Source organism: Flexivirga sp. (assembly GCF_035551235.1).
Taxonomy (GTDB): domain Bacteria; phylum Actinomycetota; class Actinomycetes; order Actinomycetales; family Dermatophilaceae; genus Flexivirga.
The window spans coordinates 1-17125 of sequence record NZ_DASZNO010000037.1 but is presented as its reverse complement, the minus strand read 5'-3'; the positions used below and the strand labels follow the sequence as shown (position 1 = coordinate 17125).

20 protein-coding genes are annotated in these 17125 nt (G+C 69.1%); 10 read left to right on the top strand and 10 right to left on the bottom strand.

Translation table 11 applies throughout. The features are described 5' to 3' along the window. The first annotated feature begins 125 nt into the window (after positions 1–125). The 3 genes from galT to VG502_RS12675 are packed head-to-tail and all read left to right on the top strand — an operon-like array spanning position 126 to position 2924. Positions 126–1202 (top strand): galactose-1-phosphate uridylyltransferase, encoded by a 1077-nt coding sequence (gene galT / locus VG502_RS12685; RefSeq protein WP_325550429.1) that lies wholly within the window; start codon positions 126–128, stop codon positions 1200–1202. Next, a complete protein-coding gene (galK, locus tag VG502_RS12680; protein WP_325550428.1) occupies positions 1199–2386 on the top strand; it encodes a galactokinase in 1188 nt (395 codons plus the stop codon). Before galT ends, galK begins: the two co-directional genes overlap by 4 nt. A 43-nt stretch (positions 2387–2429) precedes the next feature. Next, on the top strand, positions 2430–2924 hold the full coding sequence (locus VG502_RS12675) for a low molecular weight protein-tyrosine-phosphatase (RefSeq protein ID WP_325550427.1): 495 nt from the start codon (positions 2430–2432) through the stop codon (positions 2922–2924). On the opposite strand, the gene VG502_RS12670 is transcribed toward VG502_RS12675, so the two are convergent. Continuing rightward, positions 2917–3303, bottom strand: a complete 387-nt coding sequence (locus tag VG502_RS12670; RefSeq protein ID WP_325550426.1) for a hypothetical protein — start codon at positions 3301–3303, stop codon at positions 2917–2919. The two genes, VG502_RS12675 and VG502_RS12670, sit on opposite strands and share 8 nt — an antisense overlap. A gap of 182 nt (positions 3304–3485) precedes the next feature. Between VG502_RS12670 and VG502_RS12665 the strand changes: the two genes are divergently transcribed. From VG502_RS12665 to VG502_RS12640, 6 genes are all read left to right on the top strand, one after another. Then, positions 3486–4289, top strand: coding sequence for a VOC family protein (locus VG502_RS12665; protein WP_325550425.1), 804 nt, complete (start codon positions 3486–3488; stop codon positions 4287–4289). Positions 4290–4293: 4 nt separating this feature from the next. After that, the gene (locus tag VG502_RS12660) at positions 4294–5253 is read left to right on the top strand and encodes an NAD(P)/FAD-dependent oxidoreductase (protein ID WP_325550424.1); all 960 of its coding nucleotides are present in this window, start codon (positions 4294–4296) and stop codon (positions 5251–5253) included. Positions 5254–5307: 54 nt separating this feature from the next. Further along, positions 5308–6720 carry an adenylosuccinate lyase gene (gene purB / locus VG502_RS12655; RefSeq protein ID WP_325550423.1) on the top strand — a complete coding sequence of 471 codons (1413 nt, stop codon included), beginning with the start codon at positions 5308–5310 and terminating at the stop codon, positions 6718–6720. Between the two features lie 198 nt (positions 6721–6918). Continuing rightward, positions 6919–7665 carry a guanyl-specific ribonuclease gene (locus tag VG502_RS12650; RefSeq protein ID WP_325550422.1) on the top strand — a complete coding sequence of 249 codons (747 nt, stop codon included), beginning with the start codon at positions 6919–6921 and terminating at the stop codon, positions 7663–7665. Positions 7666–7844: 179 nt separating this feature from the next. Beyond that, a complete protein-coding gene (locus VG502_RS12645) occupies positions 7845–8126 on the top strand; it encodes a metal-sensitive transcriptional regulator (RefSeq protein ID WP_325550421.1) in 282 nt (93 codons plus the stop codon). Between the two features lie 79 nt (positions 8127–8205). Next, entirely contained in the window at positions 8206–8421 is a 216-nt protein-coding gene (locus VG502_RS12640; protein WP_325550420.1) for a heavy-metal-associated domain-containing protein, read from the top strand. 4 nt (positions 8422–8425) lie between these two features. Here the strand turns inward: VG502_RS12640 and VG502_RS12635 are convergent, their stop codons facing one another. The 8 genes from VG502_RS12635 to VG502_RS12600 all read right to left on the bottom strand — a co-directional run bounded on the left by VG502_RS12635 (position 8426) and on the right by VG502_RS12600 (position 15822). Continuing rightward, complete coding sequence (locus VG502_RS12635; protein ID WP_325550419.1) at positions 8426–9079, bottom strand: VOC family protein; 654 nt, start codon at positions 9077–9079, stop codon at positions 8426–8428. A 113-nt stretch (positions 9080–9192) separates the two neighbouring features. Then, positions 9193–9993, bottom strand: coding sequence for a TrmH family RNA methyltransferase (locus VG502_RS12630; protein ID WP_325550418.1), 801 nt, complete (start codon positions 9991–9993; stop codon positions 9193–9195). 1 nt (position 9994) lies between these two features. Beyond that, complete coding sequence (locus VG502_RS12625) at positions 9995–10777, bottom strand: HAD family hydrolase (RefSeq protein ID WP_325550417.1); 783 nt, start codon at positions 10775–10777, stop codon at positions 9995–9997. Between the two features lie 61 nt (positions 10778–10838). After that, positions 10839–12041 (bottom strand): ABC transporter permease, encoded by a 1203-nt coding sequence (locus VG502_RS12620; RefSeq protein WP_325550416.1) that lies wholly within the window; start codon positions 12039–12041, stop codon positions 10839–10841. Next, positions 12038–12919 (bottom strand): ABC transporter ATP-binding protein, encoded by an 882-nt coding sequence (locus tag VG502_RS12615; protein ID WP_325550415.1) that lies wholly within the window; start codon positions 12917–12919, stop codon positions 12038–12040. Before VG502_RS12615 ends, VG502_RS12620 begins: the two co-directional genes overlap by 4 nt. A gap of 63 nt (positions 12920–12982) precedes the next feature. Further along, positions 12983–13672 carry a response regulator transcription factor gene (locus tag VG502_RS12610; RefSeq protein ID WP_325550414.1) on the bottom strand — a complete coding sequence of 230 codons (690 nt, stop codon included), beginning with the start codon at positions 13670–13672 and terminating at the stop codon, positions 12983–12985. Next, the gene (locus VG502_RS12605) at positions 13669–14433 is read right to left on the bottom strand and encodes a hypothetical protein (RefSeq protein WP_325550413.1); all 765 of its coding nucleotides are present in this window, start codon (positions 14431–14433) and stop codon (positions 13669–13671) included. The genes VG502_RS12610 and VG502_RS12605 overlap by 4 nt, the downstream gene beginning before the upstream one ends. A 111-nt stretch (positions 14434–14544) precedes the next feature. Further along, positions 14545–15822 (bottom strand): sensor histidine kinase, encoded by a 1278-nt coding sequence (locus tag VG502_RS12600; protein ID WP_325550412.1) that lies wholly within the window; start codon positions 15820–15822, stop codon positions 14545–14547. Positions 15823–15988: 166 nt separating this feature from the next. Here VG502_RS12600 and VG502_RS12595 point away from each other — a divergent pair, with 166 nt between their 5' ends. Continuing rightward, entirely contained in the window at positions 15989–16534 is a 546-nt protein-coding gene (locus VG502_RS12595) for a dihydrofolate reductase family protein (RefSeq protein ID WP_325550411.1), read from the top strand. Positions 16535–16641: 107 nt separating this feature from the next. On the opposite strand, the gene VG502_RS12590 is transcribed toward VG502_RS12595, so the two are convergent. Next, positions 16642–17125: aminoacyl--tRNA ligase-related protein (locus VG502_RS12590; protein ID WP_325550410.1), on the bottom strand; the 484-nt coding region annotated here is incomplete at its 5' end.

Sequence of the window (17125 nt, the reverse complement as noted above, 5' to 3'; positions counted from 1 at the left end):
TCCCCCCTGGGCAACCGTTCTCATCCCGGCGCCATTCCGGGCTCCACCCCGGTTCGTGATACAACAGGACTGAACATTTTCAAACGTTGAACTGCGATCATTTCACTTCTGCGAGCGGAGACGCGATGGAGCGCACGACCGGTCGGCTGGCGGACGGCCGCCAGATCCTTTGGTATGACGCGGACGGCACTTCCCGGACCGCGGCGACCGACAAGCGCGACCTACCCACGACCGTCACCGGGTCCGAGTTGCGCCTGGACCCGCTGACCGGCGAGTGGATCGCAGTGGCGTCGCACCGGCAGAGCCGCACCTACATGCCTCCGGCGGACGAGTGCCCGCTCTGCCCGTCGCGCGACCACCTGTCGGAGGTGCCGTCGGCCGAGTATCAGGCCGTCGCCTTCGAGAACCGTTTCCCGTCATACGAATTGAGCGCCGAAGCACCCGAGACAAGGACAGAGGGTCTGGAGCAGGTCCGCGCCGGACGCGGCCGCTGCGAGGTCGTCTGCTTCACCAGCGACCACAACTCGTCCTTCGCCGAGTTGACCCCACAGCAGGCACGGCTGGTCGTCGACACCTGGGCCGACCGGACCGCGGACCTGAACGCGATGGACGGCGTCGAGCACGTCTTCCCGTTCGAGAACCGCGGCAAGGAGATCGGCGTCACCCTGCAGCACCCGCACGGTCAGATCTACGGCTACCCGTTCGTACCGCCACGTGCCGCGACCGAGCTGGAGCATGCACAGGCCTACCGGGACGAGCACGGCAAGAGCCTCTTCGGCGAGATCATCGCCAGCGAATCCGCAGCAGGCACAAGGGTTGTCGCAGAGAACGACGAGTGGATCGCGTTCGTGCCGTTCGCCGCGCGCTGGCCGATCGAGGTGCACTTCTACCCCAAGCGCCAGGTGCCCGACCTGCCCGCGCTGGACGACGCCGGGCGGGACGGCTTCGTGCCGGTCTATCTCGATGTGCTGCGGCGCTTCGATCGGCTGTATGACGAGCCGACCCCCTACATCGCGGCCTGGCAGCAGGCCCCCGCTTCGTCCCACCGGGACGTTGCCTGGCTGCACCTGGAGCTCTACTCGATCCGCCGCGCGGAGGGCAAGGTCAAGTATCTGGCCGGGTCCGAGTCCGGCCAGGGCGCGTTCGTCAACGACGGCCTGCCCGAGGACGTGGCGCGGCGATTGCGGGAGGTTTCGGCGTGAGCGGCGGGGTGATTCGCACTCCGGACCCGGTCGACTTCGACGCGCTGGTCGCCCGCTTCCGCTCGCTGTATGACGCGGAGCCCGACGGCGTCTGGGCGGCACCGGGCCGGGTCAACATCATCGGCGAACACACCGACTACAACGGCGGATTCGTGCTCCCGATCGCGCTGGCACAGCACACGGTCGCCGCCGTCCGGCGGCGCGACGACAACGTGGTGCGCGTGGCATCGACCTCGATCGACGACGGTGCCGTGGTCACCCTGGACCTCACCGGCGTGCGCGAGGATGGCGATTACGACTGGGCGGCATACGTCGTGGGTGTGGGGTGGGCTGCTGCGCAGCGCGACCTGCCGGTGACCGGCCTCGACATCGCACTGGACTCCAATGTGCCTGTGGGCGCTGGGCTTTCGTCCTCTGCGGCATTGTCCTGCGTGACCGCGCGCGCCTGGTCCGACCTGCTCGACTGGCAGCTCGACGACGAGACGGTCGCCGACCTCGGCCGTGACGCCGAGAACAAGATCGCCGGCGCACCGACCGGCCTGATGGACCAGCTGGCGTCGGTGTGCGGGCAGGAGTCGCACGCGATGCAGATCGACACCCGCGCGGTGACGATCACCCAGCTGCCGTTCGACCTGCCGGCGGCCGGCCTGTCGCTGCTGGTCATCGACTCGCACACGGAGCACTCCCACGCCGACGGCGAGTATGCCGAGCGACGCCATTCCTCCCAGGAGGCCGCACTGCGGCTGGGCGTCCACGAGTTGCGCGACGTCCCGCTGGAGAGCTTGGCCACCACGCTGGACAAGCTGCCCGCGCTACTGCGCCGCCGCGCCCGGCACGTCGTCACCGACTCGGCACGCGTCGAGCGGACCGCGGAGCTCCTGCTCGCCGGCGACGACCTGCGACGGATCGGCCCGCTGCTCAACGACTCCCACGCGTCCATGCGTGACGACTACGAGATCACCGTGCCGAGCGTCGACACGCTGCAGGAGGCGGCAGTCGCGGCCGGCGCCCATGGGGCCCGGATGACGGGTGGCGGCTTCGGCGGTTGCGTGATCGCGCTGGTGGACCAGCAGGATGCCGCGGCCGTCGCGGACGCCTGCGTCGCGGCCGCCGCCGACGGTGGTTTCCCGACCCCGAGCGTGTTCGAGGCCGTCGCCAGCGGGGGTGCCGCCCGGATCGAGTGACGAGTGGGGGTGGTCGCAAACCCGCGCAGGTAGGGTCGACCGAGTGACGTATTCAGTGTGCTTCGTGTGCTCGGGAAACATCTGTCGCTCACCCATGGGCGAGGTGATCCTGCGCTCGATGCTCGATGAGGCGGGCCTGGGCGACCAGGTCGAGGTGGACTCCGCCGGCATCGGCGACTGGCATGTCGGGCAGGGCGCCGATCCGCGCACGCTCGCCGCCCTCAGCCGCGGTGGGTATGACGGAAGCGCCCACCGCGCGCGGCAGTTCGAGGCGTCGGACCTGGAGAAGCGCGATCTGATCCTGGCCGCGGACCGCGGGCACCTGCACGACCTGCTGCAGCTCGGCGAGGGCAACGGCGCGAGCGCCGAGACGCGGCTGGTACGCGAGTTCGACGCCGACGCGATGGCCGCCGGGGAGCTCGAGCTGGACGACCCCTACTTCGGCAACGCCAGCGACTTCGACCGGTGTCGCGACGAGGTCGAGGCGGCCTGCCGCGGCCTGGTCGCAGAGCTGCGGCGCGAGCTCGACGTCAACTGACCGGCAGCTGGCAGCGGGCGACATCGGTCGCCCAGTGCAGGACCGCCAGGTCCTCCACGCCGTTGACCGCGGCCGGGCAGTGCGTGGTGGTGACGTAATGCAGTGCCGCGACCACCACCAGACAGCGCGGGTCGGTGCGCAGCTGCGCCAGCCGGCCCGCGGTCAGACCCGGCTCGGCAAGCTCCTCGATGTGTGCGTCGACGATCGCCTCGGCGATGTCCAGATGCAGATGCGTGGCCACACCCGCGGCCCCGCGAGCACGCAGCCTCGCGTCGACGACGTGCAGCAGGCAGCGCAGTGCGCCCACGTCGCCCATCATCGATCTGGCCGCTTCACGTGATGCCCGAAATGCGATCGAGTCGCCCATATCCCCCGTCATCTGTGGACACCTCCCCACCCTCTTGTCGTTCATGGGCACACGGTATGGCGACCGGGTGGGTGCTACGGGCCAGTTGGCGAAACCTTGAAGTTGATTTGAACAACCCCGCAATTTCCTGCGCGATTGTGCGCCATACGGTGCTTCCGACGTCATTCGGACGACGTGTTGCCTAAGCTCGGACGATGAGCGAGCGAACCACTCCGTGGCCCACCGGCACGCCCTGCTGGGTGGACTGCGCCTTCGAGCCCGCCCACCGCGGGATGCAGCACGCACAGGACTTCTACGAGAAGCTCTTCGGCTGGGACGTCCAGCGCGACGAGGAGCACGCCGACTACCGCGTATGCCGCAAGGACGACCAACCGGTCGCGGGACTCGAGCACAAGAACGGCTCCGACGCCCCGCCGTTCTGGACCACCTACTTCGCCACCGATGACATCACCGCGACGTGCGAGGCCGTGGCCGCCGCGGGCGGCCGGGTGCTCACCGAGCTCATCGACATCGCGGGCGTGGGCCGGTCGGCCTACTGCGCCGACCCGACCGGAGCCTTCTTCGGACTGTGGCAGGGCGCGGGGCTGATCGGCTTCGGCCTGGTGAACGAGCCCGGTTCGGTCGTCTGGAACGACCTGATGACGCGCGACCTGGAGGGCTCGAAAGCGTTCTACAGCAAGGTGTTCGGCTTCACCTACGACCAGCGGGACAGTGCGTATGCCGTCGCCAAGCTGCCGTCCGGGGAGACCGTTGCCGGCATGCACCAGGCGAATGAGCTGCCGGAGGACGCTCCGCCGTCGTGGCTGGTGCACTTCGCGGTCGCCGACCGGGACTCGTCGGCGCAGATCGCCCAGGAGCTGGGCGCCGCCATCCTGATGACGATGGACACGCCCTTCGGACCCGAGGCGCTGCTGCAGGGCAAGCACGGTGAGGTCTTCGCCGTCATCGCGACGGCGGACACGGAGTCCGACACTGAGACCGACACGGCGACCGCCTGATCGCGTGACACAACGCATCGCCGTCGTCGGCGGCGGCATCGCCGGGCTGACGCTGGCTGCCCTGCTCGATCCGAGCCGGTTCGAGGTGACGATCCACGAGGCCCAGCCCGAACGGGCGGTGGCAGGGAGCGCACTCGGGCTGTGGGGTGCGGCGCGCAGGGTGCTGCGCCGGATCGGTGCTCTGCCGGAGACCTCGTTCCGGCCGACCGCGGGCGCGCTGCACCGGCTCGACGGCCGTCGCCTGGTCTCGCTGCACGGCCCCGGTCCGGTGCTGGTCGACCGGCCGACGCTGCTCGCGCAGTTGTCGAGTGCCGTTCCGTCGTCGGTGCGGCGACTGACCGAGGAGGTCACCCACCCTGCGACGCTGGACGCCGACCTGATCGTCGGTGCGGACGGGGTCCGCAGCCGGGTGCGTGGCCTGGTCGAGCCGTCGGCGGCCGAACGGGTGGCCACGTCATACGTTGCGCTGCGCGGAATCCGTTGCGGCACACCGGGATCCGGCGAGGTTGGCGAATACTGGGGCGGCGGGCGGCTGTGCGGCATCGCGCCGATGCCCGGCGATCGGACCTACTGGTTCACGACGCATCGGAGCACGCTGACCGAGCCCTTCGAGGTGGCGCAGGTGCTCGACGAGGCGCGCGAGCAGTTCACCTCGGCAGCCCCCGTCGTCCGTCGACTCCTGGATGAGGCCGGGCCGGACACACTCGCCACCGCGCTGTGGGTCGCGCCGCGGCTGGCTTCCTACGCCCGGGGCCGGTTCGTCGTCATCGGCGACGCCGCCCACGCCATGCTGCCGAACCTCGGGCGCGGTGCGTGCAGCGCGATCGTCGATGCGGCGACGCTCGCGGACACCGTGAATTCCGGTGGCGACCTGCGTCGCTGGCAGGCGCGCCGGGTGCCGGCGACACAACTCGCGCGGGTCGGGTCGGCGGCCCTCATGCGGACCGCCCTCGCCACGCCGTAATCAACGCCTGGACGCACGGGGCAGGCCACCCGCCCGCTCTGGGACAATCGGCGCATGCGTTCGCTTGCTGATGCCAACCCGCCCATCGCGCTCGGCGCCCTGGACGGGCGTTACCGGGCCGCCGTCGCCCCGCTCGTCGACCACCTCTCCGAGGCCGCGCTGAACAGGCAGCGGGTGCACGTCGAGATCGAGTGGCTGATCCACCTCACCTCGAACAACGCCGTTCCCGGGGTCCGCGGCCTGACCGATCGCGAGATCGCCGAGTTGCGCGACATACCGGCGCAGTTCGACACCGCGGACATCGCCGAGCTGGCCGACATCGAGCGCGAGACGGTGCACGACGTCAAGGCCGTTGAGTACTACCTGAAGCGCCGGCTGCCGCAGATCGTCGGCACCGACGACGCGGCCGGGCTGGCCGAGCTGGTGCACTTCGGCTGCACCAGCGAGGACATCAACAACCTGTCCTACGCGCTGATGGTGCAGGGGGCGACGCAGCAGGTGTGGTCCCCCAAGGCGAGTGCTCTGGTCGACCAGATCGCCGCCATGGCAACCGAACTCGCCGATGTGCCGCTGCTCGCGCACACGCACGGGCAGCCCGCGACGCCGACCACGATGGGCAAGGAGCTGGCGGTCCTCGCCCACCGGCTGCGACGCCAGCTGCGCCGGATCGCCGGCGCGGAATACCTCGGCAAGATCAACGGCGCGACCGGCACGTATGGCGCACACGTCGCCGCCGTGCCGGACACGGACTGGGTCTCGCTGTCCCGGTCCTTCGTCGAATCCCTTGGGCTGCAGTGGAATCCGCTGACCACGCAGATCGAGAGCCACGACTGGCAGGCCGAGGTCTACAGCGACATCGCCCGCTTCAACTCGATCCTGCACAACCTCGCCACCGACGTGTGGACCTACATCTCGATGGGCTACTTCGCCCAGTCCCGCGGCCAGGGAACCGTCGGCTCGAGCACGATGCCGCACAAGGTCAACCCGATCCGCTTCGAGAACGCCGAGGCCAACCTCGAGGTCAGCAACGGCCTGCTCGACGTGCTCGCGCGCACGCTGGTCACCTCGCGGATGCAGCGGGACCTGACCGACTCCTCGATGCAGCGCAACATCGGCACGGCATACGGACACTCGCTGCTGGCGATCGACAACGTCGCCCGCGGCCTCGCCGGGCTCGACGCGGCGCCGGAGAAGATGGCGGCCGACCTCGACGCCAACTGGGAGGTGCTCGGCGAGCCGATCCAGTCCGCGATGCGCGCGCTGGGCGCTCAGGGCGTGCCCGGGATGGAGCAGCCCTACGAGCGGCTCAAGGAGCTCACGCGTGGCCGCCGGATCAGCGAGGCCGACCTGCGCGAGTTCGTCCGTGGGCTCGGCCTGCCGGCCGAGGTGGAGCAGCGCTTCCTGACGATGACTCCCGCGACGTATGTCGGTCTGGCTCCGCAGCTGGTGAAGTTCCTGCAGGACTGAGTCCCCACCCCCTCCGGCGAGTGACGGCTTCTTCGGCGAGTGACGGTGCGATCCGGCCGTCACTCGCCGAAGAAGCCGTCATTCGCGATCCACTCAGTGGCCGACGTCCCTCGCTGGACCCCCTGCTTGACCAACTTCTGACGAAACCCTGACCGAGCGGTCACCTGCAGGATTCCGTGCCGTTGGCAGGCTCGCGGCATGAGAATCCTTACCCCACGTCTCGGATACCTCGCCGCTGCCGCCACCCTGGCAACCGGCGTCGGTGTCACCGCCATACCGACCACGGCGCACGCTTCGCCGACGTATGCCGTCTCGCTCGCGCAGTCGGCGGCCGCCATACCCGATTGTGCGCTGTCGTCCCTGCCGCCGGAGGCGACCGACACCGCCAACCTGATCAAGCAGGGCGGGCCGTTCCCCTACCCGGACAACGACGGCGTCGTCTTCACCAACCGCGAGGGCATCCTGCCCGCGGAGGCGAGCGACTACTACCACGAATACACCGTGATCACACCGGGTTCGCCGGACCGCGGCACGCGCCGCATCGTCACCGGTGGCACGCCGCTGACCAGCCCGCCGAACTGGTATTACACCGGCGACCACTACGCCTCGTTCTGCAAGATCACCGGCGTCGACGGTGGCGGCGATGGTGGCGTCGCGGACTGCGATGCGGCCTCGGTGCCGAACGAGGTCGCCGACACCGAGCAGCTGATCAAGGACGACGGGCCGTTCCCCTACTCCCAGGACGGCACCGTCTACGAGAACCGCGAGGCGATCCTGCCGGCCGAGGACACCGGCTACTACCACCTCTACACCGTGCCGACCCCGGGCGACTCGACCCGCGGCTCGCGCCGGATCGTGACCGGTGGCGGCACGCTGACCAACCCCGCCGCCTGGTACTACACCGCGGACGACTACGCCTCGTTCTGCAAGCTCACCGTCAACTGACCCGCACCACCCCACCGAATGACGGCTTCTTCGGTGAGTGACGGTCCGATCGGACCGTCACTCACCGAGGGAGCCGTCATTCGCGTCTTGGGCGGTGGCGTGGCGTTGGTGGCGCGATACCCCCGTGGGGTATGGTGTTGAGTTGAGCGGATACACGGCAGCACCACCAGGAGGCAGGTATGGCGGGCTACACCGGCAGCAAGGACGACTACCTCAAGCGGTTGCGGCGCATCGAGGGACAGGTGCGCGGCATCCAGCGCATGGTCGAGGAGGACACCTACTGCATAGACGTGCTGACCCAGGTCAGTGCGATCACCAAGGCGTTGCAGACGGTCAGTCTCGGGCTGCTCGAGGATCACGTCGGCCATTGCGTAGTCGACGCCGCGCGCGAGTCCGACGAGGCGGCCGAGGCGAAGGTGCGTGAGGCGTCCGACGCCATCGCGCGCCTGGTCCGCAGCTGACGCGACCGCGGCCGACATACCGACCGACACCTACCGACCGACACCCACCGGCCGGCGAACCGACACAGAGGAGAGAACCATGACCCAGACCGACATCACCGTGCACGGGATGACCTGCGGGCACTGCGTTGCCGCAGTCACCGAGGAACTCAAGACGATCGACGGTGTGAGCGACGTGCAGATCGACCTGCACGAGGGCGGCGACTCACCGGTGCACATCACCAGCGAGGCGGACCTCGACCCGCAGGCGATCGCCGACGCGGTCGACGAAGCGGGTTACGAGTTGGTGCGCTGACCGATCAGATAGTGATCGGGCCGGCGGCGCCCTGGAACTGCACCGACATCAGGCCCGGCGTGCCGTGCGGCGCCGCGAAATCGAACTTGATCTCCGGCTCCCACTCCTCGCGGTCCACACCCGGCTCGCCGACGAGGCCGAGCCACTCGCGAACGCGATCGGGGGACCCGGCGATCTGCAGGCCGGTCAGCGCGGTGGTCGACACGCCCTCGGTCGACGGGTGGTCCTGACCCTCGGGCCATTCGATGAAGAACGGGACCTGCGGGTCGGCCATCAGGCCACGTATGCCGATCTGCTTCCAGCAGATCTCGACGCCATCCGGGCGGTGCCGATTACCGGGGACGGCGCTGCGGCCGAGCAGGCGCTCGGCGATCGACATGTCCTCGACCTCGACGACCCAGCCGAGCCAACCGCCGCCCGCTGCGGAGCAGGCGCGGACCGCCTGTCCGAAGGGTGCCTTGTCGGAAGCCGGGTGGTCGAGCACCTCGACGACCTCGATGAACCGCCGGTCGGTCAGCGGGATGATCGAGTTGCGCGTGCCGAAGCGCGGGTGCAACCCGCCGTCGACCGGCTCCACCCCCAGCTGTGCCCCGAGACGCTTGGCGGTCGCGATCATTCCGTCGGGCTCTGCGGCAAAAACCAGGTGATCAACTCGCATGAACCGATGGTGCCACCCTGTGTTGTGTGCGTGTGCAGCGGGTCCGTGACCCGGCTTCCACCGCAAAAAACTACCGGCGGGTATGACGCAGCACCGAACTCCGGTCGTGGACCTCAGCGCTGGCGTACCGCTTCGTAGAGAACGATGGCCGCGGACGTCGCGACGTTGAGCGAATTCGCCTTGCCACTCATAGGGATTCGGATGAGCACGTCCGCCGCGTCGAGCGCTTCGTCGGTCAGGCCCTCCTTCTCGGTGCCGACCGCGATCGCCACCGGGCCGGTGAGATCGACGTCGGTGTGCAGGCTGGTCGCCGCCGGCGTCGCGGCCACGACCCTGATGCCGCGCTCCCTCGCCCACGCGAAGGTTTCGGCGGTTGTCGCCGTCGCCACCGGCACCGAGAAGACCGTCCCCTTCGAACTGCGCACGACATTCGGATTGCCCCAGTCCGTCACCGGATTCGAGGCGACGACCGCGTCGACACCGGCCGCGTCCGCGGTCCGTAGCATCGCACCGAGGTTGCCCGGCTTCTCGACACCTTCGGCGATCAGCACGAGCGGGCGGTCGGGCAATTGGAGCTCCCGTGGCGTCGCACCGACCGACGGCACGACCGCGAGAAACCCATCGGCTCCCTCGCGATAGGCGACCTTCTCGAAAGCCTGGCGGCTCAACCGGATCACGTCGGCGCCCGTGTCCCGTGCCCGGCGCACGACGTCGTGCTGCACCCGCGGGTCGGCCATCAGGTCGTCGCACGTGTAGAGCTCGAGCGGCCGCACTCCCGCGTCCAGGGCGAGGGCAAGTTCGTCATACCCCTCGAGAAGTGTGTGGCCGGCCTCCTCCCGCCGGCGCCGGCGACGCAGGCCGACCAGCGCCTTCAGCCGCGGGTTGGCGGCCGAGGTGATCGTGTGCTCGGCCATCTCAAACCAACTGTCGGAGTATGACGGCCGCGCCCGCCTCGTCGATCGAGAGTGTCACCTCGTCGGCGACGGACTTCACCTCGTCCGGCGCCTGGCCCATGGCGACACCACGCGCCGCCCAGTGCAACATCTCGAGGTCGTTGGTGTGGTCGCCGATCGCGAGCGTGTCGGCCGGCTCGACCTGCAGCTCACGGCGAACCTGCTCCAGCGCGGACGCTTTCGACACTCCCTCCGGATTGATGTCGAGCCACGCGGTGTAACCGACCGCGTAGTTGACGCCGTGCAGCCCGAGGCGGTCGACCAACTCGACGAAGTCCTCCGCGGTTCCGCTGGGCGAGCGGAAGGTGAGCCGGGTGGTCGGCTCGGCACCGAGCTCGTCCCAGGCCATCAGTTTCGTCGGCCCGACGATCTCGTCCTCGGGGAACGGCGCACTGACCTTGGTGCCGACCCCGGGCTCCTCGACACCGACGACGGCGTCCGGCCAGGAGTCCTTGAGCACGGCCAGCACGGGTGTCGCATCGAAGGTGACCTTGTCGACGATCTCCCATGCGGTGCCGTGCAGTCGCGCCGTGACCGCGCCGTTGGAGGTGACCGCGAATCCGTCGGTGAGTGAAAGCAGTTCGATCACGGGCGCGGCACCGAGGATGCTGCGCCCGGTCGCGATCACCACATGATGCCCCGCGTCGGCCACGGCACGCACGGCATCGCGCACCGCGTCGTCCAGCCGGCCGTCGTAGTGCAGCAGGGTGCCGTCGATGTCCAGTGCCACGAGTTTCTTTCGCACGGCTTCAGCCTAGGGGTTTCGATACGCTCCCCCGCTGCGCTCCTCCGCTACTCAACCCGCTTCAGTTTTCAACCCGCGTCGATCGCAGGGCTTGGCGGAAACTCAGCTTGTGGGAGGTCTGCAGCAGGGCCGTGCGATACATCCGCTCGGCCAGCCGCAGGATCGCATACGCGCCGGCGAGAGCAATCGCCAACGACACCAACGGTTCCCACCAGGACGCGGCGCCGGTCAGGATCCGCGCCGGCATCGCGATCGTCGAGAAGATCGGCACGTAGGACAGCACCGTCTGCATCGTCCCGGACACGAGGATGCCGCCGAAGAAGACGATCGCGACCAGCGCGGTCATCGGCGCGGACGTCGACTGGACGTCCTCGGAACGGGTCGCGAGCGCGCCGACCACGGCCCACAGGGCGGCGAGCGCCAGGAAACCGAGCAGGAAGAACGGCACGAACCAGCCCATACCCGGGGCCAGTTGGTCCAGCAGGTCTGCGTTGTCGGTCACCAGCAACCCGCCGACACCGACCAGCGCCAGCAGCACGACCTGCGCCAGCGCCAGGACGGTGTTGCCGGCGATCTTGCCGATCAGCAACTGCCGCAACGGGATCGCCGACGCGATGATCTCGACGATGCGGTTCTGCTTCTCCTCGACGACGCTGTTTGCGATCGCCATACCGAAGAGCAGCGCGGCCAGGTAGAAGAGCATGCCGAAGACGACACCACCGACGCGGGCGGCGCCCTCGTCGTCCTCGCTCGGCGACAACAGGTCGTAGGAGAGCTGCGCGCCCTGCTGCAACTCGGCCAGCGTGGCGCCGGCCCGCTCGGCGTTGCGCTGCACCACCTTCTGCTGGACGGCACGGCCGAGGTAGTTCGCCAGCTCGGTGTTGCGGCTGGATTTGCCGACCAGCCGCCAGCCGTCCCCCGCACGCACCAGCCCGGCGTCCACGCCGCCCGACGACACCTGCGTGGTGACCGCCCGGGCCGAATCGACCTGCACCGCCTGCAGTTTCACCTTCGCGCCGGCGGCGTCCGCCATCCGATCCGCGGAGTGCACCAGTTGCGTTCCGGCAGTGTCCTGCACCGCGATCTGCTTGGTCTCCTGGTGCCCCGCAGCGATGAACTGTATGGCGATCGCCGCAACGACCAGCACCAGCATCAGCGCCGTCGAGACCAGGAAGTTGCGATCGCGCAGCTTGACCGACACCTCCCGGGCGGCGACGAGGCGCCATACGGAACGGGTTGAGATTGCTGAGTTTTCAGCACTCACGAGGTGACCTCACGGTAGATGTCGGCGACGGACGGGACGATCTCGGCGAGCTCGCGCACGGAGCCGCGCCGCATGGATTCGGCCAGCAGCCGGTCGGTGTCCGCCTCGGCGGCCAGCTGTATGACGGCCGTGTTGCCGGCGACGTCGATCACCTCCAGCCAGCCGAGGTCGCGCACCCACCCGACGTCTCCGCCGGTGACCAGCCGGTGCCGGATCGGGCCGCTGCGACGCAGCTCGTCGGCGATGCCGTTGGCGACGACCCGACCGTTCGCGAGGATCACGATCCGGTCGCACAACCGCTCGACGAGGTCCAGTTGGTGGGAGGAGAAGAGCACCGGGGTGCCGCCGGCGGTGAATTCGCGCAGTAACCCCACCATGTCGTCGACGGCACCCGGGTCGAGACCGGAGAACGGCTCGTCGAGCACCAGCATTCTGGGTCGTGCGATGACCGCGGTGATGATCTGCACGCGCTGCTGGTTGCCGAGCGACAACGACTCCAGCTTGTCCTTGGCGCGCCCGGCGAGCCCGAACCGGTCGAGCAGTTCGAGGCCGCGCTCGCGTGCGTCGCGAGCCGAAACCCCGTGCAGTTGCGCAAGATAGGCGACCTGCTCCAGCACCGGCTGCTTCGGGTAGAGGCCGCGTTCCTCGGGCATGTAGCCGAACTCGCGGCGGTCCAGCGCCGTCACGGGAGCGTCGTTCCAGCGCACCTCGCCTGCGCTGGGTGCGAGCACGCCCATGATCATCCGCATGGTCGTGGTCTTGCCGGCGCCGTTTCCACCGACGAATCCCACGAGCTGCCCGTCCCCCACCTCGAAGCTGACACCGTCGACGGCGACCACTTCGCCGAACCTGCGGGTGAGCCGGTCGATCTGCAACATGCCTCGACCGTATGGCGTGCGCCGCCGCAGCGGATCCCGCGCGCGACGGAGATCCGCGGCGCGTCAATCACCCGGCCGGAGGATCCCCGTCTCGTAGGCGAAGACCACAGCCTGCACGCGGTCGCGCAGGTGCAGCTTGGCCAGGCAGCTGGAGACGTGCGTCTTCACGGTGGCCTCGCCGAGGAACAGCTGCCGGGCGATCTCGGCGTTCGCCATACCGCGGCCGACCAGCTCGAGCACCTCCCGCTCCCGCGGCGTGAGTCGCTCCACGGCAGCGGCGCCACGCGTGTCCACCGGAGGTGCGTCGGGGGTTGTCGTCATACGCTCGATCACCCGGAGGGTGACCTCGGGAGCCAGCAACGCGTGTCCGCGCGCGACCGACCGGATCGCGTCGACGAGGTCCTCCGGCTCGGTGTTCTTCAGCAGGAAGCCGCTCGCACCCGCGCGCAGGCCGTCGAAGAGGTAGTCGTCGCGATCGAAGGTGGTGAGCAACACGACCTTCGCCAGGCCGTCGGCGACGATCTGCTCGGTCGCCGCGATACCGTCCATGGTCGGCATCTGCACATCCATCAGCACCAGGTCGGGCCGCTCGCGGCGCACCACCTCGATCGCCTGCGCGCCGTCGGCGGCGTCACCGACCACGTCGATGTCGTCCTCGACCGACAGCATCATCGCGAAACTGCTGCGCACCAGTCGCTGGTCGTCGACGACGACCACCCGGGTCGGAACGCTCGACTGCGGTTGGACCGTCATTGCCGCTTGACCAGTCCGCCGACCCCGGCGAGCAGGAGCAGCACGCCGGCGACCAGCGTCAGCCACAGGCCCCAGCCACTGCCGAAGTGGAAGTCGATGCTGCCGGCCATCCCGCCGGACGCGTTCAGCTCGTCATTGGCCTCGCCGGCCTTGTCGTGGATCCAGCTCCAGCGGTAGACCGTCACGCCGACCACGACGAGTCCGCCGACGGCTCCGGCCACCGCGGCCGGTATCGACAGCGCCCGCTTGCCGAGGCCGCGCAACACACCGAGCACGATGACGGCGGCGCCGATCACCGCGATCACCCAGCCCTCCCAGATGGAGCCGTCCTCGTCGTCGGACGAGATGCCTGTGGCCGAGGTGGAGCTGCTGTCCGAATCCGACTCGTCACACGCGTCGCCCGGGCCCGAGCACGAAGTGTGGTTGAAGGCGTTGACCGACATCGACGCGCTGATCGGCATCATGGTGCTGGAGACCTTCGCCTCTGCCCACGGCCCGAAGCAGCATGCGATCGCGATGACCGCGAAGAGCGCCATCAGCCAGCCGACGAGCTTCGACCGCGACGAGGGGCCGGTGGCGGCGGGTGCGCCATACGGTTGTTGCCCGTACGGCTGTTGTTGGTAGGGCTGCTGCGCGTGTGGCGGCTGGCCGAACTGCTGCGGCGGCCCGCCCGGGAACTGCGGGTGTCGGGCGCCATACCGGGGCTGCTGCGGATTCCCCTGCGGCTGCTGGCCATACGGGTTGTATGAGTTGTCCGACATGTTCATCTCCCCTGTGCGCGCAAACCTGCGTTATTTCCGATTCACGACCGCGACGCTGACGGTTTCGTCGTCCGGCAACTCTAGCCACGCGCGCGGCCGTGCACGGCGCGATCAGTCGAACGGCAGCCGGACGCGCACACGGAACCCGCCGGCCTCCCGTGGCCCGATCTCGGCCTCACCGCCGAGCACCGCGACCCGTTCGCGCATGCCGATCAGGCCGAGCCCGGTACCGGCGCCGGCCGGCCGGGCACTGCCGTTGTCGAGGATCTCGACCTCGGCCCAGCCGCGGTCCGCGTGCCGGCCGAAGCGGGTCACCACCGACGCGGCCGTCGCCGTGCTGTGCCGCTGCACATTCGCCAGCGCCTCCTGCACGGTCCGGTAGATCGCCAGCCCGACGCCGGGCGGGACGTCGGACGCGGTCGGCGGGAGACCGTCGACGGTGTCGAGATCGACTGTGAGACCTGCGGATCGGTAGTCGGCGATCAGCGCGCCCATGTCGGCCAGGCCCGGCGTCGGCGCCCGGTCCGGTTCGTTGGTGGGCCGCAGGCTGCCGAGCAGCGCACGCATCTCGGACACCGCCGAGCGCGACGACCGCTCGATGCCCGCGAGCGCATCGCGGGCGGCCTCCGGCTGCTTGTCCAGCACCCGGCGGGCCGCGCCGGCCTGCACGCCGATCACGGACACGTGGTGTGCGACGACGTCGTGCAGTTCGCGAGCGATCCGCAGCCGCTCGGCGTCGACCGCCTGACGGCGCAGCTCGGCGGCCTGGACGTCGATGGTGCGCGCCTGGTCCTCCAAGTGGCTGCGGCGACGCAGGTTGCGCCATTCGAGGATGCCCAGCAGCACCACGCCGCCCAGGTAGATGACGTTGGTCAGGATCGTGACGATGGTCGCGCCGAGCCACTCGGGTATGGCGTTCGGGACCGGCGGGGCGTCATACCGCTCGAAGAGCAGGGTGTAGGCGACCCAGCCGAAGAGCACCAGCAGGCAGCCACCGATGACCCAGGCGCCGCGGACGCGGGTGCGGCACCAGGCGGTCGCCGAGTAGATCGCGAAGATGTAGACGAATTGGATGCCGAGCGTCAGCGTCAGCTTGGCGTCGATCTGGCCCGTGACCACCCACGCCGCCGTGGTGAACGTGACGGTCGACAGCGGGAACCGCCGGCGGAGGACCAGCGCCACGCACGGCACCACGAGGAAGAGGTACTGCAGCCAGACCGCGGTGTGATCCTGCCGGAGCGCGCCGAGCGACCGGTAGCCCTCCGTGCTGGCCACCGCGACCACGAACCACAGCAGCGCGACCAGGCCGTCGACACGCCACCAGCGCGCCGGCAGCGGGCGCACCCAGCTGTCGTCGACGGTGAGGGTATGACGCCACGTGTCGCGCACACTGGCGAGAGTAGCCAGCGGTTCGGCGTGCTACCTCCGTCGCGGGACGGAGATCGTTTGTAGGCTCGCTGCCGGCAATCTGCCCGCACAGCGCTCAGTTCCGGGGCTCTGCGTGGTCCAACCCTTCGACGCCCCTTTGACAAACACACCTATTCAGGAGTTCATCATGAGCCGCAAGGTCACCGCGCATCTCTTCCACTCGGTCAACGGCGTGGTCGAGGCACCCAATCTCTTCCAGTTCGACTCGTTCGGGCAGGAGGAGGGCGAAGCAATGGGCAAGTCGATCGCGCCGGTCACCGACATGGTGCTCGGCCGCGTGCTGTGGGAGGAGTGGTCACAGTACTGGCCGGGCAACGACGACCCGTTCGGGAGTTTCATCAACCCGCTGCGCAAGCACGTCGTCTCCTCGACGCTGTCGGGCGACCTCCCGTGGAACAGCACGCTGGTCGACGGCGACCCGGTCGACTACGTGAAGGCGTTGCGCGACAACGGCGAGGAGGGCGACATCTCGATCGGCGGCGGCATCAATACGATCCGGTCACTCTTCACCGCGGGGGTCGTGGATGCGCTGACGCTGACCACACACCCGGTGGTCACTCCGGACGGCGCGCGACTCTTCGACGAGACTGTGCCGCTGACCCGCCTGCGGCTGGTCGACTCGCAGATCACGTCCAGCGGCAACGCCATACTCACCTACTCGCTGCGCGACTGAGGTTCGTCATACATGCCGAATGACGGCTTCTTCGGCGAGTGACGGCCGTATTGCACCGTCACTCGGCGAAGAAGCCGTCATTCGGCATCTGGGGGGTGGTGGGCAGCTCAGGCGGGGCGTATGACGTCCGTGCCGACGAACGGCTGCAGCGCGGCCGGCACGTGGACGGACCCGTCGGCCTGCTGGTGGTTCTCCAGCAGCGCGACGATCGGCCGGGTGTCGGTGAGCATGGTGCCGTTCAGCGTCGCGACGAACTCGGTCTTGCCGCCCTCGACCCGCTGCCGGATGTTCAGCCGGCGGGCCTGGTAGGTCGTGCAGTTCGAGGTCGACGTCAGTTCGCGGTACTTGCCCTGCGTCGGCACCCACGCCTCGCAGTCGTACTTGCGCGCTGCCGGACCACCCAGGTCGCCGGCCGCGGTGTCGATCACGCGGTACGGCACCTCAACCTTGGCCAGCATCTCCTTCTCCCAGCCGAGCAGCCGCTGGTGCTCCGAGGCCGCGTCCTCGACGCGGCAGTAGGTGAACATCTCGACCTTGTGGAACTGGTGGACCCGGATGATGCCGCGGGTGTCCTTGCCGTAGGACCCGGCC

What these genes read in the sequence shown, in the direction of transcription:
- galT (WP_325550429.1), top strand. Translation starts at nt 126, where the DNA reads ATGGAGCGCACGACCGGTCGGCTGGCGGACGGCCGCCAGATCCTTTGG.
- VG502_RS12650 (WP_325550422.1), top strand. Translation starts at nt 6,919, where the DNA reads ATGAGAATCCTTACCCCACGTCTCGGATACCTCGCCGCTGCCGCCACC.
- purB (WP_325550423.1), top strand. Translation starts at nt 5,308, where the DNA reads ATGCGTTCGCTTGCTGATGCCAACCCGCCCATCGCGCTCGGCGCCCTG.
- VG502_RS12670 (WP_325550426.1), bottom strand. Translation starts at nt 3,303, where the DNA reads ATGACGGGGGATATGGGCGACTCGATCGCATTTCGGGCATCACGTGAA.
- VG502_RS12610 (WP_325550414.1), bottom strand. Translation starts at nt 13,672, where the DNA reads ATGACGGTCCAACCGCAGTCGAGCGTTCCGACCCGGGTGGTCGTCGTC.
- VG502_RS12630 (WP_325550418.1), bottom strand. Translation starts at nt 9,993, where the DNA reads ATGGCCGAGCACACGATCACCTCGGCCGCCAACCCGCGGCTGAAGGCG.
- VG502_RS12595 (WP_325550411.1), top strand. Translation starts at nt 15,989, where the DNA reads ATGAGCCGCAAGGTCACCGCGCATCTCTTCCACTCGGTCAACGGCGTG.
- VG502_RS12605 (WP_325550413.1), bottom strand. Translation starts at nt 14,433, where the DNA reads ATGTCGGACAACTCATACAACCCGTATGGCCAGCAGCCGCAGGGGAAT.
- VG502_RS12635 (WP_325550419.1), bottom strand. Translation starts at nt 9,079, where the DNA reads ATGCGAGTTGATCACCTGGTTTTTGCCGCAGAGCCCGACGGAATGATC.
- VG502_RS12645 (WP_325550421.1), top strand. Translation starts at nt 7,845, where the DNA reads ATGGCGGGCTACACCGGCAGCAAGGACGACTACCTCAAGCGGTTGCGG.
- VG502_RS12665 (WP_325550425.1), top strand. Translation starts at nt 3,486, where the DNA reads ATGAGCGAGCGAACCACTCCGTGGCCCACCGGCACGCCCTGCTGGGTG.
- VG502_RS12615 (WP_325550415.1), bottom strand. Translation starts at nt 12,919, where the DNA reads ATGTTGCAGATCGACCGGCTCACCCGCAGGTTCGGCGAAGTGGTCGCC.
- VG502_RS12640 (WP_325550420.1), top strand. Translation starts at nt 8,206, where the DNA reads ATGACCCAGACCGACATCACCGTGCACGGGATGACCTGCGGGCACTGC.